At 75.2% G+C, this 22,568-nt stretch carries 3 protein-coding genes; 2 read left to right on the top strand and 1 reads right to left on the bottom strand.

Annotated features, from left to right (window positions below):
- Window positions 1-202: 202 nt before the first annotated feature.
- Together HEK131_RS17535 and HEK131_RS17530 are read left to right on the top strand one after the other, a co-directional pair.
- Window positions 203-14,506 carry a non-ribosomal peptide synthetase gene (locus HEK131_RS17535; RefSeq protein ID WP_244336039.1) on the top strand — a complete coding sequence of 4,768 codons (14,304 nt, stop codon included), beginning with the start codon at window positions 203-205 and terminating at the stop codon, window positions 14,504-14,506.
- Window positions 14,503-22,008: a non-ribosomal peptide synthetase gene (locus HEK131_RS17530; protein ID WP_244336038.1), complete on the top strand. Its 7,506-nt coding sequence runs from the start codon at window positions 14,503-14,505 to the stop codon at window positions 22,006-22,008. The genes HEK131_RS17535 and HEK131_RS17530 overlap by 4 nt, the downstream gene beginning before the upstream one ends.
- On the opposite strand, the gene HEK131_RS17525 is transcribed toward HEK131_RS17530, so the two are convergent.
- Entirely contained in the window at window positions 22,005-22,418 is a 414-nt protein-coding gene (locus HEK131_RS17525) for an SRPBCC family protein (RefSeq protein WP_217462065.1), read from the bottom strand. The two genes, HEK131_RS17530 and HEK131_RS17525, sit on opposite strands and share 4 nt — an antisense overlap.
- Window positions 22,419-22,568 lie beyond the last annotated feature (150 nt).

The raw sequence follows: 22,568 nt of genomic DNA, 5'->3' as shown, positions 1-22,568 counted from the left end.
GGTCGACGCGCGTGGATACGGCGGGCTGTCGTCGCGGGCGAGCGGAAGCGCGGGTGACGCTGTCGCGTTCGACATCTCGGATACGCGCTTTCTTCCTTTCGCCGTCACGGGAACGCCACGGGGCGAACCGCGTATGCGCGCGTTCGCTTTACCCCTGCTTTCCTCACCGTCCCCGAAACCTCTCCCCAAAGGTTGATCCCGCATGCGTGAAAACCGCTCGGCCGTGTTCGCCGTGACGCCCGAAGAACCGTTCGAACTGACCGCTGCGCAGCAGGGTGTGTGGTATGGGCAACTGGTCGATCCGAACAGCCCCAAATACAACATCGGGGAATGCCTGGAGATCCGGGGCGGCCTCGACGAGGATTTATTCGCCGCCGCGGTGGACCGGGCCGTGGCCCTCCACGACAGCCTTCACCTGGAGTTCGTCACAGACGGTGAAACGATTCGCCAACGGGTGGTCCGTCCCGGACCGGACGCCCCGAGCCGGCTCGACCGGGTCGATCTGAGCGGCGCGGACGACCCCGCCGCTGCGGCCGAGCGGTACATGGCCGACGACATGGCCACCGTCGACCGACTGGACGCCCCGCAGCACCACTTCGCCCTGCTGCGCCTCGGCCCCACGCTGCACTTCTGGTACATCCGCTACCACCACATAGCCGTCGACGGCCTCAGCGGCGCCCTCGTCGCCCGCACGGTCACGGACCTCTACACCCGCGCCGCACGGGGCGAGAGCCAGGACGAGGCGGAGACCGCCACCGCGCCCCTGCGCGACCTCGTCGCCGAGGAGAGCGCCTACCGCGCCTCCGGCCGCCTCGAGACCGACCGCGCCTACTGGACCGGCCGGTTCACCGGCCCGGCGGGGGAGGGCCCGGACGACGACGCCGACACGCGCGCCGCCTCGCCCCTCATCCGCCGCCGCGGCGACACCCCCGCCCCGCGCGCCGCCTCCGACGCACCGGTGCAACTGCACTCCGGCGAGACCCTCCCCGTCACCGTCCTGGACGAACTGCGCCGACTGGCCGGGGACAACCGCACCACCTGGACCGCCGTCCTCGTCAGCGCGGTCGCCGCCTACGTCGCCCGCGTCACCGGCACCCAGGACGTCAGGGTCGGGCTCGCCTCGCACGGCCGGCACGCCGGACTGCGCCACATCGTCGGCATGACCTCCAACATCCTGCCGCTGCGTCTGACCGTCACCCCCGGCATGACGGTCGGCGCCCTGGTCCGTGCCGTCGCCACCGAGATGCGCGGCGCGCTGCGCCACCGCCGCTTCTCCCGCGAACAGCTCGCCCGCGAGCTGAACATGGCCGACGGGGCCCGCCTCACCGACGTCGTCGTCAACATCATGGGCTTCGAGTACGGCCTCGACTTCGCCGGCAGCCCCGCCACCTCCCGGCTGCTGTCCATCGGCCCGGTGGACGACGTGTCCCTCTTCGTCTCCGAACGGTCCGAGGGACAGGGGCCGTTGATCGGCTTCGACACCAACCCCGAGCTGTACCACCCGGACGACGTGCGGCTGCACCAGCAGGCCGTCGTCTCCTTCCTGACGGCGCTGGCCGGGGCGGACGCCGGAACCCCGCTCGCCGAACTGCCGTTGCTCGACGACGCGGCGACCGCCGCCGTGCTGGCGCAGGGGCGCGGCACCGGACTGCCCGCCGTGGACACCGCTCTGCCGCAGGCGTTCGCCGCGCAGGTCCGCCGCACCCCGGGCGCCCCGGCCGTCGTGGACGGCGCCCACACCCTCACCTACCGTGAACTGGCGGGGGCATCGGCCGAGTTGTCCGGCGCCCTGAGCGGCTGGGGCCTCGGCGCCGAGGACGGCGTCGGCGTACTGATCGGACGCACGGCGGCGGTCGTGGCGGCCACGCTCGGCGCGGTGGGCGCGGGCGCGGCGTACGTACCGATGGACGCCGCGTGGCCGGTCGAACGGCTGGACCGGGTCGCCGGGACCGCCCGCGTCCGCGCCCTGGTGGTGGACGCCGCCACCGCCGACGAGGACTGGGTCAAGGAGAGGGCCGGCACGCTCCCCGTCCTCGTCGTGGACGAGCGCGGCACCCTCCTGCGCGGCGCCCCCGAGCGGCCGGGAACCCCGCCCGAGGTGCGGCGCGGCGACCACCTCGCCTACGTGATGTTCACCTCCGGCTCGACCGGCCTGCCCAAGGGCGTCGGCGTCACCCACGCCGACGTGCTCGCACTCGCCGCCGACTCGACCTGGCGGGACGGGGTCGCCGACGCGGTCCTGATGCACTCGGCGTACGTATTCGACGCCTCCACCTTCGAGATCTGGGCCCCGCTGCTGCACGGCGGCCGGGTGGTCGTCGCCCCGCCCGGCGGCCTGGAGCCGCGCGTCCTGCGGGAGATGACGGAGCGGTACGGGGTCACCGCACTGTTCCTGACGACCTCGCTGTTCAACCTCGTGGCCGAGACCGACCCGGCCGCCTTCGCCGGACTCCGCCTGGTCGCCACCGGCGGTGAGACCGCCGCCCCCGGCCTGACCCAGCGGGTCGCCGCGGCCGCCCCCGGCACCCGCGTGCTGAACGTGTACGGGCCCACCGAGACCACCACCTTCGCCACCCGCCACCCGGTCGCCGCCGACACGGCGGGCGTGCCCCCGATCGGCCGGGCCCTGGACGGCATGAGCCTGTACGTCCTGGACGACCGGCTGCGCCCGGTGCCGCCCGGCGTCGTGGGCGAGCTGTACGTGAGCGGCCGGGGCGTGGCCCGCGGCTACCAGGGGCGCGCCGCGCTCACCGCCACCCGTTTCGTGGCCGACCCGTACGACCCGAGCGGCGCCCGCATGTACCGCACCGGCGACCTCGCCCGCTGGAGCGCCGGCGGTGACATCGAGTACGCCGGGCGCGTCGACGGGCAGGTCAAACTGCGCGGGTTCCGCATCGAGCCCGCCGAGATCGAGAACACCCTGCTCGCCGACCCCGCCGTACGCTCCGCCCGCGTCCTGGTCCGCGAGGACGTGCCCGGCGACCGGCGTCTCGTCGGCTACGTCGTACCCGCGCCCGGCGCCGCCCCGGACGCCGCCGCCCTCGCCCGTGCCGTGGGCCGGACGCTGCCCTCCTACATGGTGCCGTCCGCCTTCGTCCTGCTCGACGCGCTGCCGCTGAACGCCAACGGCAAGCTCGACCACCGCGCCCTGCCCGCGCCCCGTGCCTCCGTGACCGCCGGGCGCGGCCCGCGCACCGCCCACGAGGAGGTGCTGGCGGGCCTGTTCGCCGACGTGCTCGGTGTCTCCGGCGTCGGCGTGGCCGACGACTTCTTCGCCCTTGGCGGCCACTCCCTGCTCGCCACCCGGCTCGCCGGACGGGTACGGACCGCGCTCGGCGCCGAACTCGACCTGCGGACCCTCTTCGAGCACCCCACGGTCGCCTCCCTCGCCGCCGTGCTCGACACCTCCGGCGCGGCCCGCCCCGCGCTCGTCCCGCAGGACCGGCCCGACACGGTGCCGCTGTCCTTCGCGCAGCGGCGGCTGTGGTTCCTCAACCGGGCCGAGGGCTCCGGCGACACCTACAACGTCCCGCTCGTCCTCGACCTCGAAGGCCCGCTGGACACGGACGCCCTGCGCGGCGCCCTCGCCGATGTCGTCGCCCGCCACGAGAGCCTGCGCACCGTCTTCGCCGAGGAGGACGGGGAGGCCCGCCAGGTCGTCCTGGACGCCGGCACCGCCGCCGCGCTCGTCCCGCTCGCCGTCGAGGAGCCCCCGGACGCCGGGACCGCCGACGTGTGGGCCGAGGAGGCGGTCCGCCGGCTGTCCGGCGCCCCGTTCGACCTCGCCGGGGGCGTCGCCTTCCGCGCCGGGCTGCTCCGGCTCGGCGCCGAGCGTCACATCCTGGTCCTCGTCCCGCACCATGTCGTCGCCGACGGCTGGTCCCTCGCCCCGCTCAGCCGCGACCTGGGCGCCGCCTACCGCGCCCGGCTGGCCGGCGACGACACCCCCGACTGGCCCGCGCTGCGCGTCCAGTACGCCGACTACGCCCTCTGGCAGCGCCGGCTGCTGGGTGAGGACGGCGACCCGGACAGCCTCGCCGGACGGCAGCTCGCCTTCTGGCGCGAGGCCCTGCGCGGGGCTCCCGACCTGCTCGAACTGCCCCTGGACCGGCCCCGTCCGGCAGCGCCGAGCCACCGGGGCGGGGCGGTGCCCTTCGACCTGCCCGCCCCCGCGCACGCCGCGCTGGTCCGGTTGGCGCGCGAGGCCGGCTGCACCCCGTTCATGGTGCTGCAGGCCGCCCTCGCGGTGACCCTGCGCGCCCACGGCGCGGGGGAGGACATCCCGCTCGGCACCGCCGTCGCCGGGCGCGCGGACGAGGCCCTGGACGACCTGGTGGGCTTCTTCGTCAACACGCTGGTGCTGCGCACCGACCTCTCCGGGGACCCGACCTTCCGCGAACTCCTCGGCCGGGTGAAGGAGTTCGACCTCGCCGCGTTCAGCCACGGGGACATCCCGTTCGAGCGGCTCGTGGAGGCGGTCAACCCCGAGCGCTCCGGTGACCACCACCCGCTCTTCCAGACCATGCTGGTCCTGCAGAACCAGGAGCGGGCCGCGATCGACCTGCCCGGCATCACCAGCCGCGACCGCTCCGGGCACACCGGGATCAGCAAGTTCGACCTGACCTTCTCGCTCACCGAGAACAAGGAGTCCGCCGACCGGACCGAACCCGCCCAGGGCATCGGCGGCTACCTGGAATACGCCTCCGACCTCTTCGACGAGGCCACCGCCCGCGCCCTGTGCGACCGGTTCGCCCGCGTCCTCACCGAGGCCGTCGAGGACCCCGACCGGGCCGTCGGCGACCTCGATCCGCTCGGCCCCGGCGAACGCGACCGGCTCCTGGCCCAGGGCCAGGGCACCGACCGCCCCCTCCCCACGGCCACCGCACCGGAAGCGGTCCGGCTCTGGGCCTCCCGCACCCCCGGCGCGACCGCCGTACGGGACGCCGACACCAGCCTCACCTACGCCGAACTGGACGCCCGGGCCGACGCGTTGGCCCACGTACTGCGTGCACGCCGCGCGGGACGCGAGACGCTGGTCGCGCTCGCGCTGCCCCCGTCCGTCACCACCGTCGTCGCCATGCTGGCCGTCCTGCGCGCCGGTGCCGCCTACCTGCCCGTGGACCCGCGCTACCCGGCCACCCGCATCCGGCACATGTTCGCCGACGCCCGCCCGGTCCTGCTGCTCACCACGAGCGAGGTCCACCAGGCGCTGCCGCACACCGACGTACCGTGGCTCGACCCCGGCCAACCGGGTTCCGTGGAGACCGAGTCGGCCGACCCGATCCACCCCGCCGACCCGGCGTACGTCATCTACACCTCCGGCTCCACCGGCCGCCCCAAGGGTGTGACCGTGCCGCACGGCGCGCTCGCCAACCACATGGCCTGGATGGCCGGGCACCTGTCGCTCACCCGGGGCGACCGGGTCCTCGCCCGCACCTCCACCAGCTTCGACGCCTCCGTGTGGGAACTGTGGCTGCCGCTGATGAACGGCGCCGAGGTGTGCGTACTGCCCGACGGCGCCAACCAGGACCCGCGGGCGCTGGTCGGCTGGATGGACCGGTTCGGCGTCACCGTCGCCCAGTTCGTGCCCTCGCACCTCGCGCTCGTCCTCGCCGAGGCCGCAGACGCGGCGCCGCTGCCCGCGCTGCGCGCCGTCCTGTGCGGCGGCGAACCGCTGCCGCGCGCCCTCGCGGACGAGATCGCCCACACCTGGCACGCCCAGGCGCACAACCTGTACGGCCCGACCGAGGCCACCATCGACGCGACCGCCCACCGCGTCCCCGAGGGCGAGGGCCCGGCGTCCGAGACCGTGCCGATCGGCCGCCCCGTCGACACCATGCGCACCTACGTCCTCGACGCCCGGCTGCGTCCCGTCCCGGCCGGTGTCACCGGCGAGCTGTACCTCGCGGGCCCCAACCTGGCGCGCGGCTACCTGGGCCGCCCCGGCCTGACCGCCGGGCGCTTCGTCGCCGACCCGTTCGACACCGCGGGCGCCCGGATGTACCGCACGGGCGACCTCGTGCGGTGGAACCGGCACGGGCTCATCGAGTACGTGGCCCGCGCCGACGACCAGGTCAAACTGCGCGGCTTCCGCATCGAACTGGGCGAGGTCGAGGCCGCGCTCCTCGCCCGCCCCGGCGTCACCGCCGCCTGCGCCGTCATCCGCGAGGACGCCCCCGGCAGGCGCCGGCTGGTGGCCTACGCCGTCACCGCCGACGGGGCACCGCGCGCCACGGCGCTGCGCGAGGACCTTGCCGAGACGCTGCCGCACTACATGGTGCCCGGCGCCGTCGTCGTCCTCGGTGAACTGCCGCTGCTGCCCAACGGCAAGGTGGACCGGCGCGCCCTGCCCGAACCCGAGCCGGACGCCGAGACCCCGGCGGTCTCCGGGCGGGGCACCCCGCAGGAGGAGCTGCTCGCCGGGATCTTCGCCGACGTCCTGCACCGCCCCGCCGTCGGCCCCCACGACAGCTTCTTCGACCTCGGCGGCCACTCCCTGCTCGCCATGCGCGTCGTCAGCCGTGTCCGCGCCGTCCTCGGGGCGGAGCTCGCGGTCCGCACCCTCTTCGAGCACCCGACCGTCGTCGGACTGGCCCGCGCCCTCGACACCCCCGGCCGGGCCCGCCCCGCCGTCCTGCCCGCCGCGCACCGCCCCGATCCGCTGCCGCTGTCCTACGCCCAACTGCGCCTGTGGTTCCTCAACCGGCTGGAGGGGCCCAGCTCCACGTACAACATCCCGCTCGTCCTCGAACTCGACGGCGCCCTCGACCCGGACGCCCTCCGGGCCGCGCTGGGCGACGTCATCGAGCGGCACGAGGCGCTGCGCACGGTGTTCCCCGAGCGCGACGGCGTACCGCACCAGACCGTCCTGCCCGCCGGGGAGGCCACGCCCGGGCTGCCCGTGGTGAGCACGGCACCGGCCGACATGGACGCCACCGTGCTGGCCGCCGTGCAGGAGACGTTCGACGTCACCACCGACCTGCCGCTGCGCGCCCTGCTGCTGCGCTCGGCGCCCGAACACCATGTGCTGGTCCTCGTCGTCCACCACGTCGCCGGTGACGGCTGGTCCCTCGCCCCGCTGGCCCGCCACCTCGGCACCGCCTACCGGGCCCGCCTCGAAGGCGCCGAGCCGGGGCTGACCCTCGGCACCCCGCTCCAGTACGCCGACTACACGCTCTGGCAGCGCGCGCTCCTCGGGGAGGGCGAGGACGAGAGCGAGGGCGTGCTGCGCGGCCAGCTCGACCACTGGCACACCGCGCTCGCCGGGATGCCCGGTCTGATCGACCTCCCGCTGGACCGGCCGCGCCCGGCCGCCGTCGACCCGAGGGGAGGCGTCCACACCTTCGAGGTGCCCGCCGAGCTGCACGGCCGACTGCTGCGGCTGGCACGGGAGTCGGGCAGCAGCCTGTTCATGGTGCTCCAGGCGGCCGTGGCCGCCCTGCTGCACCGGCACGGCGCGGGCGACGACATCCCGCTCGGCTCGCCCGTCGCCGGCCGCACGGACGAGGCGCTGGAGGACCTGGTCGGGTTCTTCGTCAACACCCTCGTGCTGCGCACCGACCTCTCCGGCCGCCCGAGTTTCCGCGAACTCCTCGTGCGGGTGCGGGAGTTCGACCTCGCCGCCTACGCGCACCAGGACGTGCCCTTCGAGCGTCTCGTGGAGCACCTCAACCCGGTCCGGGCACGCGACCACCACCCGCTGTTCCAGACCATGGTGGTGCTCCAGAACCAGGAGAGCGTCCGCCCCGACCTGCCCGGCCTGGTCGTCGAGGACCGTCTGGTCCACAACGGGCTGAGCAAGTTCGACCTCACCTTCGCCTTCACCGAGGACCGGGACGGCGGTCTCGGCGCCGGGGTCGAGTACGCCACCGCGCTGTTCGACCGCGGCACCGTCGAGAACCTCGCCGCCCGGCTCCTGCGTCTGCTGGAGCAGGTCGCCGCCGAGCCCGAACGGCCCTTGGCCGAGCACGACTTGATGACGCCGGACGAGCACACCCGCGTGACCCGGTGGGGGACCGGCCGCGCCCTGCCCGCCACCGACGAGGGCGCCGACCTGCCCGCGCTGTTCGCGGCCCAGGCCCGGCGCACCCCGGACGCGGCGGCCGTCACCGCCGACGGCACCACCCTCACCTACGCCGAACTCGACGCCCTCTCCGACGCCCTCGCCCGCACCCTCGCGGGCCTGGGCATCGGCCCCGAGACCGGCGTGGGCGTACTGCTCGGCCGGTCCCCGGCCGTCGTGACCGCGTCGCTCGGCACGGTCCGCGCCGCCGGGGCCTACGTCCCGCTGGACGCCCGCTGGCCCGACGAACGGCTCGACCAGGTCGCCGGGGCGGCCGGAGTGCGCGTCCTGCTGGTCGACGAGGCGGCCTGCGGCTCACCCTGGGTGGCCGCGGCCGCCGCACGGACACCGGTCGTCGCGCTGGACCGGCTCGGCCGGGTCCTGCGCGGCGCCCCCGAGCACCCCGGTCACCCGGTTCCCGTACCGGACCCCGCCTCGACGGCCTACGTGATGTTCACCTCCGGCTCGACCGGCCTGCCCAAGGGCGTCGGTGTCACCCACGCCGACGTGGCCGCGCTCGCCGCCGACTCCGCCTGGCGGGACGGCGCCGCCGACGCCGTGCTGATGCACTCGGCGTACGTCTTCGACGCCTCCACCTTCGAGATCTGGGCCCCGCTGCTGCACGGAGGCCGGATCGTCGTCGCACCGGAAGGCGTCCTGGACGCCCGCACCCTGGACGACGCGGTCCACACCCACGGGGCCACCGCCGTCTTCATGACGACCGCCCTGTTCAACGTGATCGCCGAGACCGACCCCGGCGCCTTCACCGGGCTGCGGCTGGTGTGCGCCGGCGGTGAGCTCGCCTCCCCGGACGCGATGCAGCGGATCGCGGCCCTCGCGCCCGACACCCGGGTCCTGCACGTGTACGGGCCAACCGAGACGACCACCTTCGCCACCCGCTACCCGGTGACCGCCGACCTGCCCGCGGGACCGCCGCCCATCGGCCGCCCGCTGGACGGCATGCGTCTGCACGTCCTCGACGGCTCCCTGCGGCCCGTCCCGCCCGGCGTGGTGGGGGAGCTGTACCTCGCCGGACGCGGGGTGGCGCGCGGCTACACCGGCCGACCCGGCCTGACCGCCACGCGCTTCGTCGCCGACCCGTTCGACGCGTCGGGCGGGCGCATGTACCGCACCGGAGACCTGGTCCGCTGGACCCCGGACGGCCAGATCGCCTACGTCGGGCGCTCCGACGGCCAGGTGAAGCTGCGCGGCTACCGCATCGAACTGGGCGAGATCGAGAACACGCTGGCCTGCTGCGAAGGTGTCGCCGACGCCTTCGCCGTCGTCCGCGAGGACACACCGGGGGACCGGCGCCTGGTCGCCTACGTGGTGCCCGCGAGCGGCGCCCGCCCCGACCCCGGCGACCTCGCCCGAGCCGTCGGCCGCTCCCTGCCCGCCTACATGGTGCCCAGCGCCTTCGTCACGCTCGACGCCCTCCCGCTCACCCCCAACGGCAAGGTGGACCGGCGGGCGCTGCCGGTGCCCGAGCACGCACCGGTGAGCGGGCGCCCCGCCCGTACCGCCCGCGAGGAGATCCTCTGCGGACTCTTCGCCGACGTGCTCGGTCTCGACGCGGTGGGCCCCGACGACGACTTCTTCGCGCTCGGCGGACACTCCCTGCTCGCCACCCGGCTCACCGCCCGCATCCGCGCCGCACTCGGCGTGGAGGTGCCCGTCAAGTCCCTCTTCGAGCACCCGGCACCGGCCGCGCTGGCCGCCGTGCTCGACGGCGCCGAGGTGGCGCGGCTCCCGCTGGAGCGGGCGGAACACCGCGTGGAGCCGCTGCCGCTCTCCTCCGCGCAGCGCCGACTGTGGTTCCTCAACCGGTTCGAGGGCCCCAGCGACACCTACAACGTCCCGCTCGTGCTGCGGCTGGACGGTCCGCTGGACGCCGACGCCCTGGAGAACGCGCTGGCCGACGTGGTCGAACGCCACGAGAGCCTGCGCACCGTCTTCCCCGACACCGACGGCGTGCCGCGCCAGTCGATCCTCGACGCCCAGGCCGCCGACCTCGACCTCACCCCCCGCGACACCGACCCCGTCCGCCTGGACGAGGTGCTGGCCGCCGAGGTCTCCCACGCCTTCGACGTGAGCGCCGAGGCGCCGGTGCGGGCCCGGCTGCTGCGGCTCGGCGCCGCGTCCCACGTCCTCGTCCTGGTCCTGCACCACATCGCGGGCGACGGCTGGTCGCTCGCGCCGCTCGCCCGCGACCTCGGCGAGGCGTACCGGGCACGGCTCGCGCACGAGGAACCCGGCTGGACCGACCTCGCCGTCCAGTACGCCGACTACACCCTGTGGCAGCACACGCTGCTCGGCGACGAGCAGGACCCGGCCAGCCGGGCCGCGCGGCAACTGGCCTTCTGGCGCGACGCGTTGGCCGGAGCGCCCGAGCTGCTGGAACTGCCCGGCGACCGGCCCCGCCCCGCGGTGACCGAGCACCGCGGCGACGCGTTCGCCTTCCCGGTGGACGCCGGCACCCACCAGGCCCTCGCCGCGCTCGCCCGCGCCCGCGGGTGCAGCCTCTTCATGGTGCTCCAGGCCGCCCTGTCGGTGCTGCTGTCCCGGCACGGCGCCGGCGAGGACATCCCGCTCGGCACCGCCGTCGCCGGACGCACCGACGAGGCCCTGGACGACCTGGTCGGCTTCTTCGTCAACACGCTCGTCCTGCGCACCGACCTCACCGGCGACCCCACCTTCGAGGAAGTGCTCGACCGGGTGCGGGAGTTCGACCTCGCCGCCTACGACCACCAGGACGTGCCGTTCGAGCGGCTGGTGGACGCCCTCAGCCCGGACCGGGCCCAGAACCACCACCCGCTGTTCCAGACCATGCTGGTCCTCCAGAACCAGGCCGGCGCCGACATCGAGCTGCCCGGCCTCACCGTCTCGGAGCAGCCGGTGCGCACCGGCATCAGCAAGTTCGACCTCACCTTCACCTTCACCGAGACCGAGGACCGCGCCGGGCACCCCGCCGGGCTCGACGGGAACCTGGAGTTCTCCACGGAGCTGTTCACCCACGCGACCGCGTACGCCCTCGCCGACCGGCTGACCCGCCTGCTCGCCTCCCTCGCGGCCGACCCCGGCCGGCGCGTCCACGCGGCCGACGTGCTGGGAGCGGACGAGCGGCAGCGGCTGGAGCAGGCCGCGCTCGGGCCGGTCCGGCCGGTGGCCGCGCGCACCGCCCCCGAGGCGTTCCGCGCGCAGTGCGCCCGGACCCCGGACGCCGTCGCGGTACGCGGGGCCGACCACACCCTGACCTTCACCGAACTCGACCAGCTCTCCGACGACCTCGCGCACCACCTGGGCGGCCGGGGCATCGGCCGGGGCGACCTCGTCGCCCTCGCCCTGGAAGGCACCTCCGACCAGGTCGTGGCGATGCTCGCCGTGACCAAGGCCGGGGCCGCCTACCTTCCCATCGACCTGGAGCACCCCGAGGCGCGCGTCGCGTACACCCTGTCCGACGCCCGCCCCGTCCTCCTGCTCACCCACACCCACCGGGCCGCGAACCGCCGACTGCCCGTGCCCTGCCTCACGCTGGACGACCGGGCCACCTGGTCCACCGGCCACACGGCACCGCCCGCCACTGTGCCGGACCCGCGCGACGCCGCCTACGTCATCTACACCTCGGGCTCCACCGGCCGCCCCAAGGGTGTCGTCGTCGCCCACGCCTCGCTCACCAACCACATGGCCTGGATGGCCGGCCACCTCGCCCTCACCGACGCCGACCGCGTGCTGGCCCGGACCTCGCCCAGCTTCGACGCCTCGGTCTGGGAGACCTGGCTGCCGCTGCTGCACGGCGGCTCCACCTGCCCGGTACCGGCCGCCCTCAACCACGACCCCGCCGGACTCCTCTCCCGGACGCGGGAACTGGGCGTCACCATCGCCCAGTTCGTGCCCTCGCACCTCTCACTGGTCCTCACCGAGACGGCGGGCGAGGAAGCACCCGCGACCCTGCGGGCCGTCCTGTGCGGCGGCGAACCCCTGCCGCGCACCCTGGCCCGGCGGGTCCGGGACGCCTGGCGGGCCGAGACGCACAACCTGTACGGGCCCACCGAGACCACCATCGACGCCACCGCCCACCACCACACCCACGACGACACCGACACCGCCGAGGGGAGCGTGCCGCTCGGGCGCCCCGTCGACAACACCCGCGCCCACGTCCTGGACGCCCGCCTCCAGCCCGTGCCGCCCGGTGTCACCGGCGAGCTGTACATCGCGGGCGACGGGCTGGCGCGCGGCTACCTGAACCGGTCCGGGCTGACCGCCACCCGCTTCGTCGCCGACCCGTTCGGGCCCTGCGGAAGCCGGATGTACCGCACCGGCGACCTCGTACGGCGCGACGCGGACGGCCTGCTCACCTACGTCTCGCGCGCCGACGACCAGGTCAAGCTGAACGGCTTCCGCATCGAACTCGGCGAGATCGAGACCGCGCTCGCCGCCCTGCCCGGCGTCGGCGCCGCCTGCGCCCTCGTACGCGAGGACCAGCCCGGCGAACGGCGCCTGGTGGCCTACGTCGTGTCCGCCCCGGGCGCCGATCCGGCCGACGAGGTGCTGCGCCGGGAGCTGGCCGACGTGCTGCCGCCGTACATGACGCCCGCCGTCTTCGTGCACCTGGACGCACTGCCGCTGATGACCAACGGCAAGACCGACCGGCGCGCCCTGCCCGCCCCCGCGCGTGTCACGGGCGGCAGGCCGGGCGGGCATCCGCGTACCGAGCGCGAGCGCGTGCTGTGCGAGGTGTTCGCCTCCGTGCTGCGCGCGCCCGCCGTCCGCACCGACGACGACTTCTTCGCGCTCGGCGGTGACAGCATCCTGTCCATCCAGCTCGTCAGCCGGGTCCGGCAGGCCGGGCTCGCCGTCACCCCGCGCGACGTCTTCGTCCACCGCACCCCCGAGGCCATCGCGGCCGTCGCCACCGCGCTGACGGAGGACTCCGCCGGACCCGCCGAGGCGGGCACCGGCGAGATGCCGCCCACGCCCATCGCGGCCTGGTTCCTCCAGCGGCCCGGCGCCGCGGACGGCTACAACCAGTCCGCGGTGCTGCGCACCCCGCTCGAAGCCGACGTGGAATCCCTCGTCGGCACCCTCCAACTCCTCATCGACCACCACGACATGCTCCGGATGCGCGTCACCCGGTCCGCCGAGGACGAGCCGCTCCTGCACGCACAGCCGCCCGGCTCCGTCCTGGCGCGCAAGCGCCTCACCCGGCTCGACATCACCGGGCTCGACACCGGCGCCGCGTCCGCCGCCCTCGCCGAGGCGGGCGAACAGGCCCGCGCCCGGCTGCGGCCCGCCGACGGCCATGTCATCGAGGCCGTGTGGGGCGACGCGGGACCGCACACCCCCGGACGGCTGCTCCTCGTCGTCCACCACCTAGCCGTGGACGCGGTCTCCTGGCGGGTGCTCGCCGCCGACCTCGCCACCGCCTGGCAGACGGTCACCGGCACGCCTTCGGCACCGCCGGCCGTCGCCACGCCGTACCGGAGCTGGGCACGGCTCCTCGCCGCCCAGGCGCGCACACCGGAGCGGGAACGCGAACTCCCCCTGTGGGAAAGCGTGCTGAGCACCCCGGACCCGCGCATCGGGCACCGGCCGCTCGACGCGGACCGGGACACCGCCGGGCACACCCGGACCATCACCACCCGGCTGGACGCCCGCTGGACCGGCCCGCTGCTCACCACCGCGCCCGCCGCGTTCCACGCCGGGGTCGACGACGTCCTGCTCACCGCGCTCGCCCTCGCCATCCGTGCCTGGCGCGAGGACCGGGGCACCGGCCGCACGCACGACACCGCCGTCCTGATCGACCTGGAGGGCCACGGCCGGGAACAGCTCGCCGACCACATCGACCTCTCCCGCACGGTCGGCTGGTTCACCAGCCTGTACCCGGTCCGCCTCGACCCCGGCCCCGGCCGTGTCGTCGACCCCGCGCGCTTCGACGCGACCCTGATCGACCGCGCCGTGAAGCAGGTCAAGGAACAGTTGCGGGCGATACCGGACCACGGCGTCGGCTACGGGATGCTGCGGCACCTCAACCCGGCCACCCGCGACCGCCTCACCGCCCCGGCCCCGCAGATCGGCTTCAACTACCTGGGCAGGTACGACGGTTCGGCCGGGAGTGCGGGCGACTGGGAGGTCCTGCTCGACGGCGGCCAGCCGCGCAGCCAGGACCCGGACATGCCCGTCCACCACGTCATCGACATCAACGCGCACACCGAGGACCGCGCCGACGGACCCGTCCTCGTGACCCGCTGGGCCTGGCCCGGCGACCTGCTGAAGGAGGAGGACGTGGCGGACCTGGCCGACGCCTTCGCCCGCGCCCTGCGTGCCGTCGCCGAACACGCCCTACAGCCCGACGCGGGCGGCTACACGCCCTCCGACCTTCCCCTGGTCTCCCTGGACCAGGCCCAGATCGACCGACTTCAGAACAAGTGGGGTGGACGCAAGTGACCGGGTTCCAGTTGGAGGACGTGCTGCCGTTGACGCCGTTGCAGGCGGGCATGCTCTTCCACTCGCTCTACGACTCCCAGGCCGTGGACGTCTACACCACCCAGTTCGTGTTCGACCTCGAAGGCACCGTCAGCGTCTTCGGGCTGCGCGCCGCCATCGGCACCCTGCTGCGCCGCCACGCCAACCTCCGGGTCGGCTTCCTCCACGAGGACCTGGACCAGCCCGTCCAGGCGGTCGCCGCCGAAGTCCCCGTACCGCTGGAGGAGTTGGATCTCACCTCGGCGGCCGGACCGGAGGCGCTGGACGCGTTCCTCGCCGAGGACCGCACCCGCCGGTTCGACCTCACCACCCCGCCCCTGATGCGGTTCACCCTCGTGCACACCGCGCCAGGCCGGCACCGGCTGGTGATGACCAGCCACCACCTCCTCTTCGACGGCTGGTCCGTCCCGCTGCTGGTGCGCGAGCTGTTCGAGCTGTACGCCCGCCAGGGCGACGACGGCACGCTGCCCCGCGTCACCCCGTACCGCACCTACCTCGCCTGGCTGGCCGCCCAGGACCGGGCCGCCACGCTGGCCACCTGGCGCGGCGCGCTGGAGGGGCTGGAGACGCCCACCCTGCTCGCCGGGCGGGGCGCGCCGGAGGGGCCGGACTCCGCCGAGCTGCCCGACACCCTGGTGCTGGAGCTGGACCGCGACACCACACACCGGCTGCGCGAGACGGCCCGCGCCTCCCGGCTCACCCTCAACACCCTGGTCCAGGGAGCCTGGGGCCTGGTGCTGGCCCACCTCACCGGACGCTCCGACGTGGTGTTCGGCACCACCGTCTCCGGGCGGCCGCCGGAGATCCCCGGCATCGAGACGATGATCGGCCTGTTCATCAACACCGTCCCGGTACGGCTGCGCCCCGAGCCCGGCGAGAGCCTGGCCGCGCTGCTCACCCGGCTCCAGGAGGAGCAGGGGCGGCTGCTGGGCAACCAGTACGTCGGCCTGACCGAGATATGCGAGACCGCGGGGCTCGACCGGCTCTTCGACACCCTCGCCGTCTTCGAGAACTACCCGCTCGACGCCGAGGCCCTGCGCACCGCCCAGCAGGGCATGGCCGGCCTCACCGTCGCCGGCATCGAGGGCACCGACGCCGCCCACTACCCCCTCACCCTCACCATCGCCCCCGGCGAGGACAGCCTTCGGATCACCTTCGGCTACCGCTCCGCCCTGCTCGGCCACGCGGAGACCGAGCGCACCGTGGCCCGCGTGCGCCGCGTGCTCACGCTGATGGCCGCGGGGCTCGACGTACGCGCCGACAGTGTGCCGCTGCTGCTGGAGGGGGAGCGGGAGCGGCTGCTGGCGCTGGGGTGTGGCGACGAACTCCGCTCGGACGTACGGAACCTGAGCGTTCCCGACGCCGTGTCCCGGCAGGCGGAGCGCCACCCCGGCACGGTCGCCGTCACCGGCGCGGGCGAGGAGCTGACGTACGGGCTGCTGCAGGAGCTGTCCACCGGGCTGGCCGGAGCCCTCACCGGCTCCGGGGTGGGCGCCGAGGACGGGGTCGGCATCCTGCTCGCCCGCTCGTCGGCCCAGGTCACCGCAGCCCTGGCGGTCCTGCGCGCGGGAGCCGCCTATGTCCCGCTCGACCCACGCTGGCCCGCCGAACGCCTCGACCGCGTCACCGAGTCCGCCCCGCTGCGCGCCCTGATCGTGGACGGGACCACCCGCGAGAACCCGTGGGTGCGCGGCCTCGGCATCCCCGTACTCACCGTGGACCCCGCCGGACGCGTCCTGAGCGGCGGCCCCTTCGCCCCCGGCGCCCTGCCCGCCGTACCCGGCGGCGACCGGCTCGCGTACGTCATGTTCACGTCCGGCTCCACCGGCCTGCCCAAGGCCGTGGGCGTGACCCACGCCGACATCACCGCCCTCGCCGCCGACCGCACCTGGGCCGACGGCGCGGCCGAGGCGGTCCTGATGCACTCGGCGTACGTCTTCGACGCGGCCACCTTCGAGATGTGGGCGCCCCTGCTGAGCGGCGGCCGGGTCGTCGTGGCGCCGCAGGGCACGCTCCAGCCCGCCACGCTCCGGGACCTCGTCGCCCGGCACGGGGTGACGGCGGCCTTCCTGACGACCGCCCTGTTCAACGTCATCGCCGAGACCGACCCCGGCGCCCTCGGCCTGCTCCGGCTGGCCGCGGCGGGCGGCGAGGCCGCTTCGCCCGGCGTGCTCCAGCACCTGGCCGCCGCCCATCCCGGCACGACCGTCCTCAACGCCTACGGCCCCACCGAGACCACCACCTTCGCCACCGTCCACCGGATCCCGGCCGACGCCCCACCCGGCATGCCCGCCATCGGCCGGCCCCTGGACGGCATGCGGGCCTACGTCCTGGACGCGGTCCTGCGCCCGGTTCCGCCCGGCGCCGAGGGCGAGCTGTACATCGCCGGGCCCGGCGTCGCGCGCGGCTACCTGGGGCGCCCCGGCCTGACCGCCACCCGGTTCGTCGCCGACCCGTTCGAGGGGGACGGCGCGCGGATGTACCGCACGGGCGACGTGGTGCGCTGGGACGCCGAGGGGCTGATCCATTACGTCAGCCGCGCCGACCAGCAGGTCAAGCTGCGCGGCCACCGCATCGAACCCGCCGAGATCGAGGCGGTGCTGCGCACCGACCCGTCCGTGCGCGCCGCCTGTGTCCTGGTCCGCGAGGACCTCCCTGGCGACCGCACCCTCACCGCCTACGTCGTCCCCGCCCCCGGCCACACCGCCGACCCCGGCCGGCTGGCCGCGCACATCGGGCGCCATCTGCCGGCCTACATGGTGCCGTCCGCCGTCCAGCCGCTGGACGAACTGCCGCTGACCGCCAACGGCAAGCTCGACCGGGCCGCCCTGCCCGCCCCCGCCACGGACACGAGGGCGCAGGGACGGCCGCCGCGCGGGGCGCACGAGGAGATCGTCGCCGGGCTGTTCGCGGACGTGCTCGGCGTGCCCCGGGTCGGCGTGGACGACGACTTCTTCGCCCTGGGCGGGCACTCCCTGCTCGCCACCCGCCTCGTGGGCCGCGTCCGCACCGCGCTGGGCACCGAGACCGAGATCCGCACCCTCTTCGAGCACCCGACCGTCGCGTCCTTCGCCGTCGCCCTCGCCGACGGCGACCGCCCGGCCCGCCCCGCCCTCGTCCCGCAGCCCCGCCCCGCCGTGCTGCCGCTGTCCTACGCCCAGCGGCGCCTGTGGTTCCTGCACCGGCTCGACGGCCCCTCCGCCACCTACAACATCCCCTTCGCCGTCCGCCTCGACGGCCCCCTCGACCGGGAAGCCCTGCGCGCCGCGCTCGACGACGTGGTGGCCCGGCACTCCGCGCTGCGCACCGTCTTCCCGGCCGACGGGGAGGGACCGCGCCAGTTCATCACCGAGCCCGGCGCGGCGACCGTGCCGTTCACCGTCCGGGACACCGACGAGGGCCTACTCGGCGCGGCCGTGGCGGAGGCCGCCGCCGAGTCGATCGACATCGAGCGTGAACTCCCGCTTCGGGCGACCCTGTTGCGGCTCGCCGCCGACTCCCACGCCCTGGTCCTGGTCGTCCACCACATCGCCGCCGACGGCTCCTCGCTCGCGCCCCTCGCCCGCGACCTGGGCATCGCCTACCGGGCCCGCGTGGGCGGCGAGGCGCCGGGCTGGACCGTGCCGCCCGTCGACCACGTGGACCACGCCCTGTGGCAGCGGGCCCTCCTCGGGGACGAGGGCGACCCGTCGAGCGTGCTGTCCGGGCAACTGGAGCACTGGCGGCAGGCGTTGGGCGGCCTGCCCGAGCTGATCGACCTGCCGTGGGACCGGCCGCGCCCCGCCGTGCCCCAGCACATCGGCGCCACCCACGACTTCAGCCTCGACGCGGACACCGCCCGCCGGATCGCGGACCTCGCCCGCACCAGCGGATGCAGCGTCTTCATGGTGCTCCAGGCCGCGCTGTCCCTGCTGCTGTCCCGGCACGGCGCGGGCGAGGACATCCCGCTCGGCACGGCCGTCGCCGGACGCACCGACGAGGCCGCCACCGACCTGGTCGGCTTCTTCGTCAACACCCTCGTCCTGCGCACCGACCTCTCGGGCGACCCCACCTTCCGCGAACTCCTGGACCGGGTGAAGGAGTTCGACCTCTCCGCCTACACCCACCAGGACCTCCCCTTCGAGCGCCTGGTCGAACTCCTCAACCCCGCGCGCTCGCAGAGCCACCACCCGCTCTTCCAGACCATGCTGGTCCTGCAGAACCACGGCCCCGCGGCCCCCGTCGAGCTGCCCGGCCTCACCGTCAGCCCGGTACCGGCTGAGCTGGACGTGGCCAAGTTCGACCTGTCCTTCACCTTCACCGAGACCCGCGACCACAGCGGGGCACCGGGCGCCATGCGGGCCGCCGTGGACTACGCGACGGAACTCTTCGACGCGGCCACCGTCCACGCCCTCGGCGAGCGGCTCGTCCGGCTGCTCACCGCCGTCACCACCGACCCCGACCGGCCGCTGCGCGCCTACGACGTCCTGACCGACGCCGACCGCGCCCGCGTCACCGCCTGGGGCACCGGCCCCGAGGCGGACCTGCCCGAGAGCGTCCCCGCCCTCTTCCGGCGCCGGGTCCGGAGCACCCCGGACGCACCGGCGGTCCGCGACGCCACCACCACGCTCACCTACCGCGAACTCGACGCCCTCGCCGACTCCGTCGCCGCCCGCCTCACCGCGCGCGGCATCGGCCCCGAGGACCGGGTCGCCGTCGCGCTGCCCCGCACCCGCGAACTCCTCGTCACCCTGCTCGGCGTCCTCAAGGCCGGCGCCGCCTACGTACCGCTCGACCCCGACTATCCGGCCCGCCGTCTCACCCACATGGTCGAGGACTCCCGCCCCCGCCTGCTGCTGACCACCCCCGAGGTGCGCGAGCGGCTGCCCGAGCTGCCGGTGCCGTACGTCCACGTCGGCGACCTCACCGCCGACCGGGCGCCGGCCACCCTGGGCGATCCGGACCCGGCGCACCCGGCGTACGTCATCTACACCTCCGGCTCCACCGGCCTGCCCAAGGGCGTGGTGGTCACCCACCGGGGCGTCGGCGCGCTGGCCCGCACCCATGCCGAGCGGCTGCGGGTCGGCCCCGGCGACCGGGTGCTGCACGTGGCGTCCGTCAGCTTCGACGCCGCGTTCTGGGAGATGTGCATGGGCCTGTTCACCGGGGCCTGCCTGGAGATCGACGAACGCGACGCCCTGCTGCCCGGCCCCGCCCTCGCCGACACCGTCCGCGAACGCGGCGTCACCCACCTCACCCTGCCGCCCGCCGCGCTCGCCGTGATGCCGCCCGGCTCGCTGCCCGAGGGCACCACCATCGCCCTCGCCGGCGAGGCGTGCCCGCCGCACCTGGTGCACACCTGGGCGCGCGACCGGCACCTCGTCAACGCCTACGGCCCCACCGAGACCACCGTCTGCGCCACCATGAGCGCCTTCCAGCACGCCGACGGCCCCCTCGCACCCGACCGGACCGTGCCCATCGGCGTCCCCGTCGACGGCACCCGCGTGCACGTCCTGGACGACCGGCTGGCCCCCGTACCGCCGGGCGTGGCCGGTGAGTTGTACGTCTCCGGCGCCAGCCTGGCCCGCGGCTACCACGAGCGAGCCGCCCTGACCGCGACCCGGTTCGTCGCCGACCCCTTCGACCGCGCGGGCGGCCGGATGTACCGCACCGGCGACCTGGCGCGCTGGACCACTGACGGCGAACTCGTCTACGTCTCCCGCGTGGACGACCAGGTCAAACTGCGCGGCTTCCGGATCGAGCTGGGCGAGATCGAGGCCGCGCTCACCGCGCTGCCCGGCATCGCCGCGGCCTGCGCGACGGTCCGCGAGGACCGCCCCGGTGACCGGCGCCTGGTCGCCTACACCGTCGCCGAGGAAGGGCGGCAGGCACCGGACGCGGCCGAACTGCGCGCCCGCCTCGCCGAGAGCCTGCCCGACCACATGGTCCCGGCCGCCTGCGTCCCGCTCGACGCCCTGCCCCTCACCCCCAACGGAAAGACCGACCGGCAGGCCCTGCCCGCGCCCGAGCGGACCGCGACAGGCGAGCACACGGCCCCGCGCACCGACCTCGAACGGGAACTGTGCGCGGCGTTCGCGGAGACCCTCGGGGTGCCCCGAGTCGGCGTCGAGGACGACTTCTTCGCCCTCGGCGGCCACTCCCTGCTCGCCGTCACCCTCGCCCAGCGGATCGAGGAGCGCTGCGGCCGGCGCCTGTCCCTGCGGGAGCTGTTCGCCGCGCCGACCGTGGCGGGCGTCGCCCGCCTGCTGGACCGTACGCCCAGGGAGCAGGGGTACGGCGGCGGACTCGACCTCGCCGCCGAGGTCCGCCTCGCACCGGACATCACGGCCACCGTCCGCCGGAGCGCCCGCCCCGCCTCGCGCCCGCTGCTCACCGGCGCCTCCGGGTTCCTCGGGGCGTTCCTCCTGCGTGACCTCGTGGAGAGCACCGACGGCCCGGTCGACTGCCTGGTCCGCGCCGAGGACCCCCGGCGTGCCGCCGAGCGGCTGCGCGCCAACCTGGAGCACTACGGCCTCTGGCAGCCCCGCTACGAGACCCTGGTCAACCCGGTGCCCGGCGACCTCGCGGCTCCCGGCCTGGGCCTGACCCCCGAGGACCGCGCCGCGCTGGTCCGCCGTCTCGGCGCCGTCCTGCACAACGGCGCACGCGTCAACTTCGCCGCCGGGTACGGAGATCTGCGCGCGCCCAACGTCGCGGGCACCGAGGAACTGCTGCGGCTGCTCGCCGACTCGGCCTCACCGGGCATGCACTACATCTCGACCACCAGCGTGTTCGCCCCGGCGACCGGACCCGACCCCGTCGTCATCACCGAGGCCACCCCGACCGGCCCGGCGGCCGCCCTGCCCGACGGCTACGCCCGGAGCAAGTGGGTCGCGGAGGGCCTGGTCGGGCTCGCCCGCGAACGCGGCCTGCCGGTCACCGTGCACCGGCCCGGCCGGATCAGCGGCGACACCGTCACCGGCGCCTGCCAGGACCGGGACCTGCTCTGGCAGCTCATCAAGGGCTGCCTCCAGGCCGGGGCCGTCCCCGACCTGCCGTACGGCTCCACCGACTGGGTGCCGGTGGACCACGTCAGCAGGGCGGTCGTGGCGCTCGCCGGGTCGGCGCAGACGGGCGGGGAGGTCCATCACTTCACCAACCCGGACGCCCCTGACCTGGGCCGCGTCTTCGAGGCGGCCGCCCGCCTCGGCCACGAGCCGGCGACCGTCCCCGTCCAGGAGTGGCAGGCCCGTGTCGCGGCCGACCCGGACAACGCGGCGCAGCTCTTCCTCGGCGACGAGCCGCAGACCCGGCACGAGGCGATGGACCGGCGCCGCTTCGACTCCCACCAGACGGCCAAGGCCGTGGGCGCCCTGGGTGTCCACCAGCCCCCGCTGACCGACGAGGTGCTCACCCGCTACCTCACCTGGTTCCACCGCACGGGCTTCCTGCCCGCGCCCACGAAGGGAGGGGGGACCCGCTAGCGGGCGGACCGCTCGGCGGCGCGCTTGATGCCGCGCAGGGCCTCCTCCAGGCCGCGGCTGACGTGCTCGCCCTCGACGTTGTCGGTGTGCAGCTCGACGGTCAGCCGCGAGCTGCCCGACTCGTCGCCCGCTGCCACGTGCAGCCGGCCGTGGTAGTCGTCGGGTCCGGGCGCACCCCACTCCAGGCTCTTGCCGTCCTCCAGCACATGGACCCACGCCTGGCTGGTGACGTCCTGCTCGGGCTCGCCGGGCGGGTCGATGTGCGCGGTGACGGTGACGCGGTCGCCGCCCTCCGGCTCGACCGAGGTCAGCCGGGGGAGGTAGGCCGGGAGGTTCTCCACGTCCGCGAGGTAGTCGAAGAGGCGGTCGGCCGGGACCGCCACGGTGATCGAGTCGTCGTAGTTACCCATGGTCCCGCTGTGCCCCGGCCCGGGGACCGGTAACGGTGCGGCGGGTCCGATTGGTCCGGACGGGTGAAGCGATGCGCCGGGTGGCGCAGTGCCGGGTCCGGACGCCCGGTCCGGCCGCGCACCTTCTCCGAGAAGCTTCGCCTCCCGGTC

It is taken from the genome of Streptomyces seoulensis (assembly GCF_022846655.1).
Lineage (GTDB): Bacteria > Actinomycetota > Actinomycetes > Streptomycetales > Streptomycetaceae > Streptomyces.
Note: the sequence above shows the minus strand (reverse complement) of the source record. Positions and strands in the feature narration are given on the sequence as shown.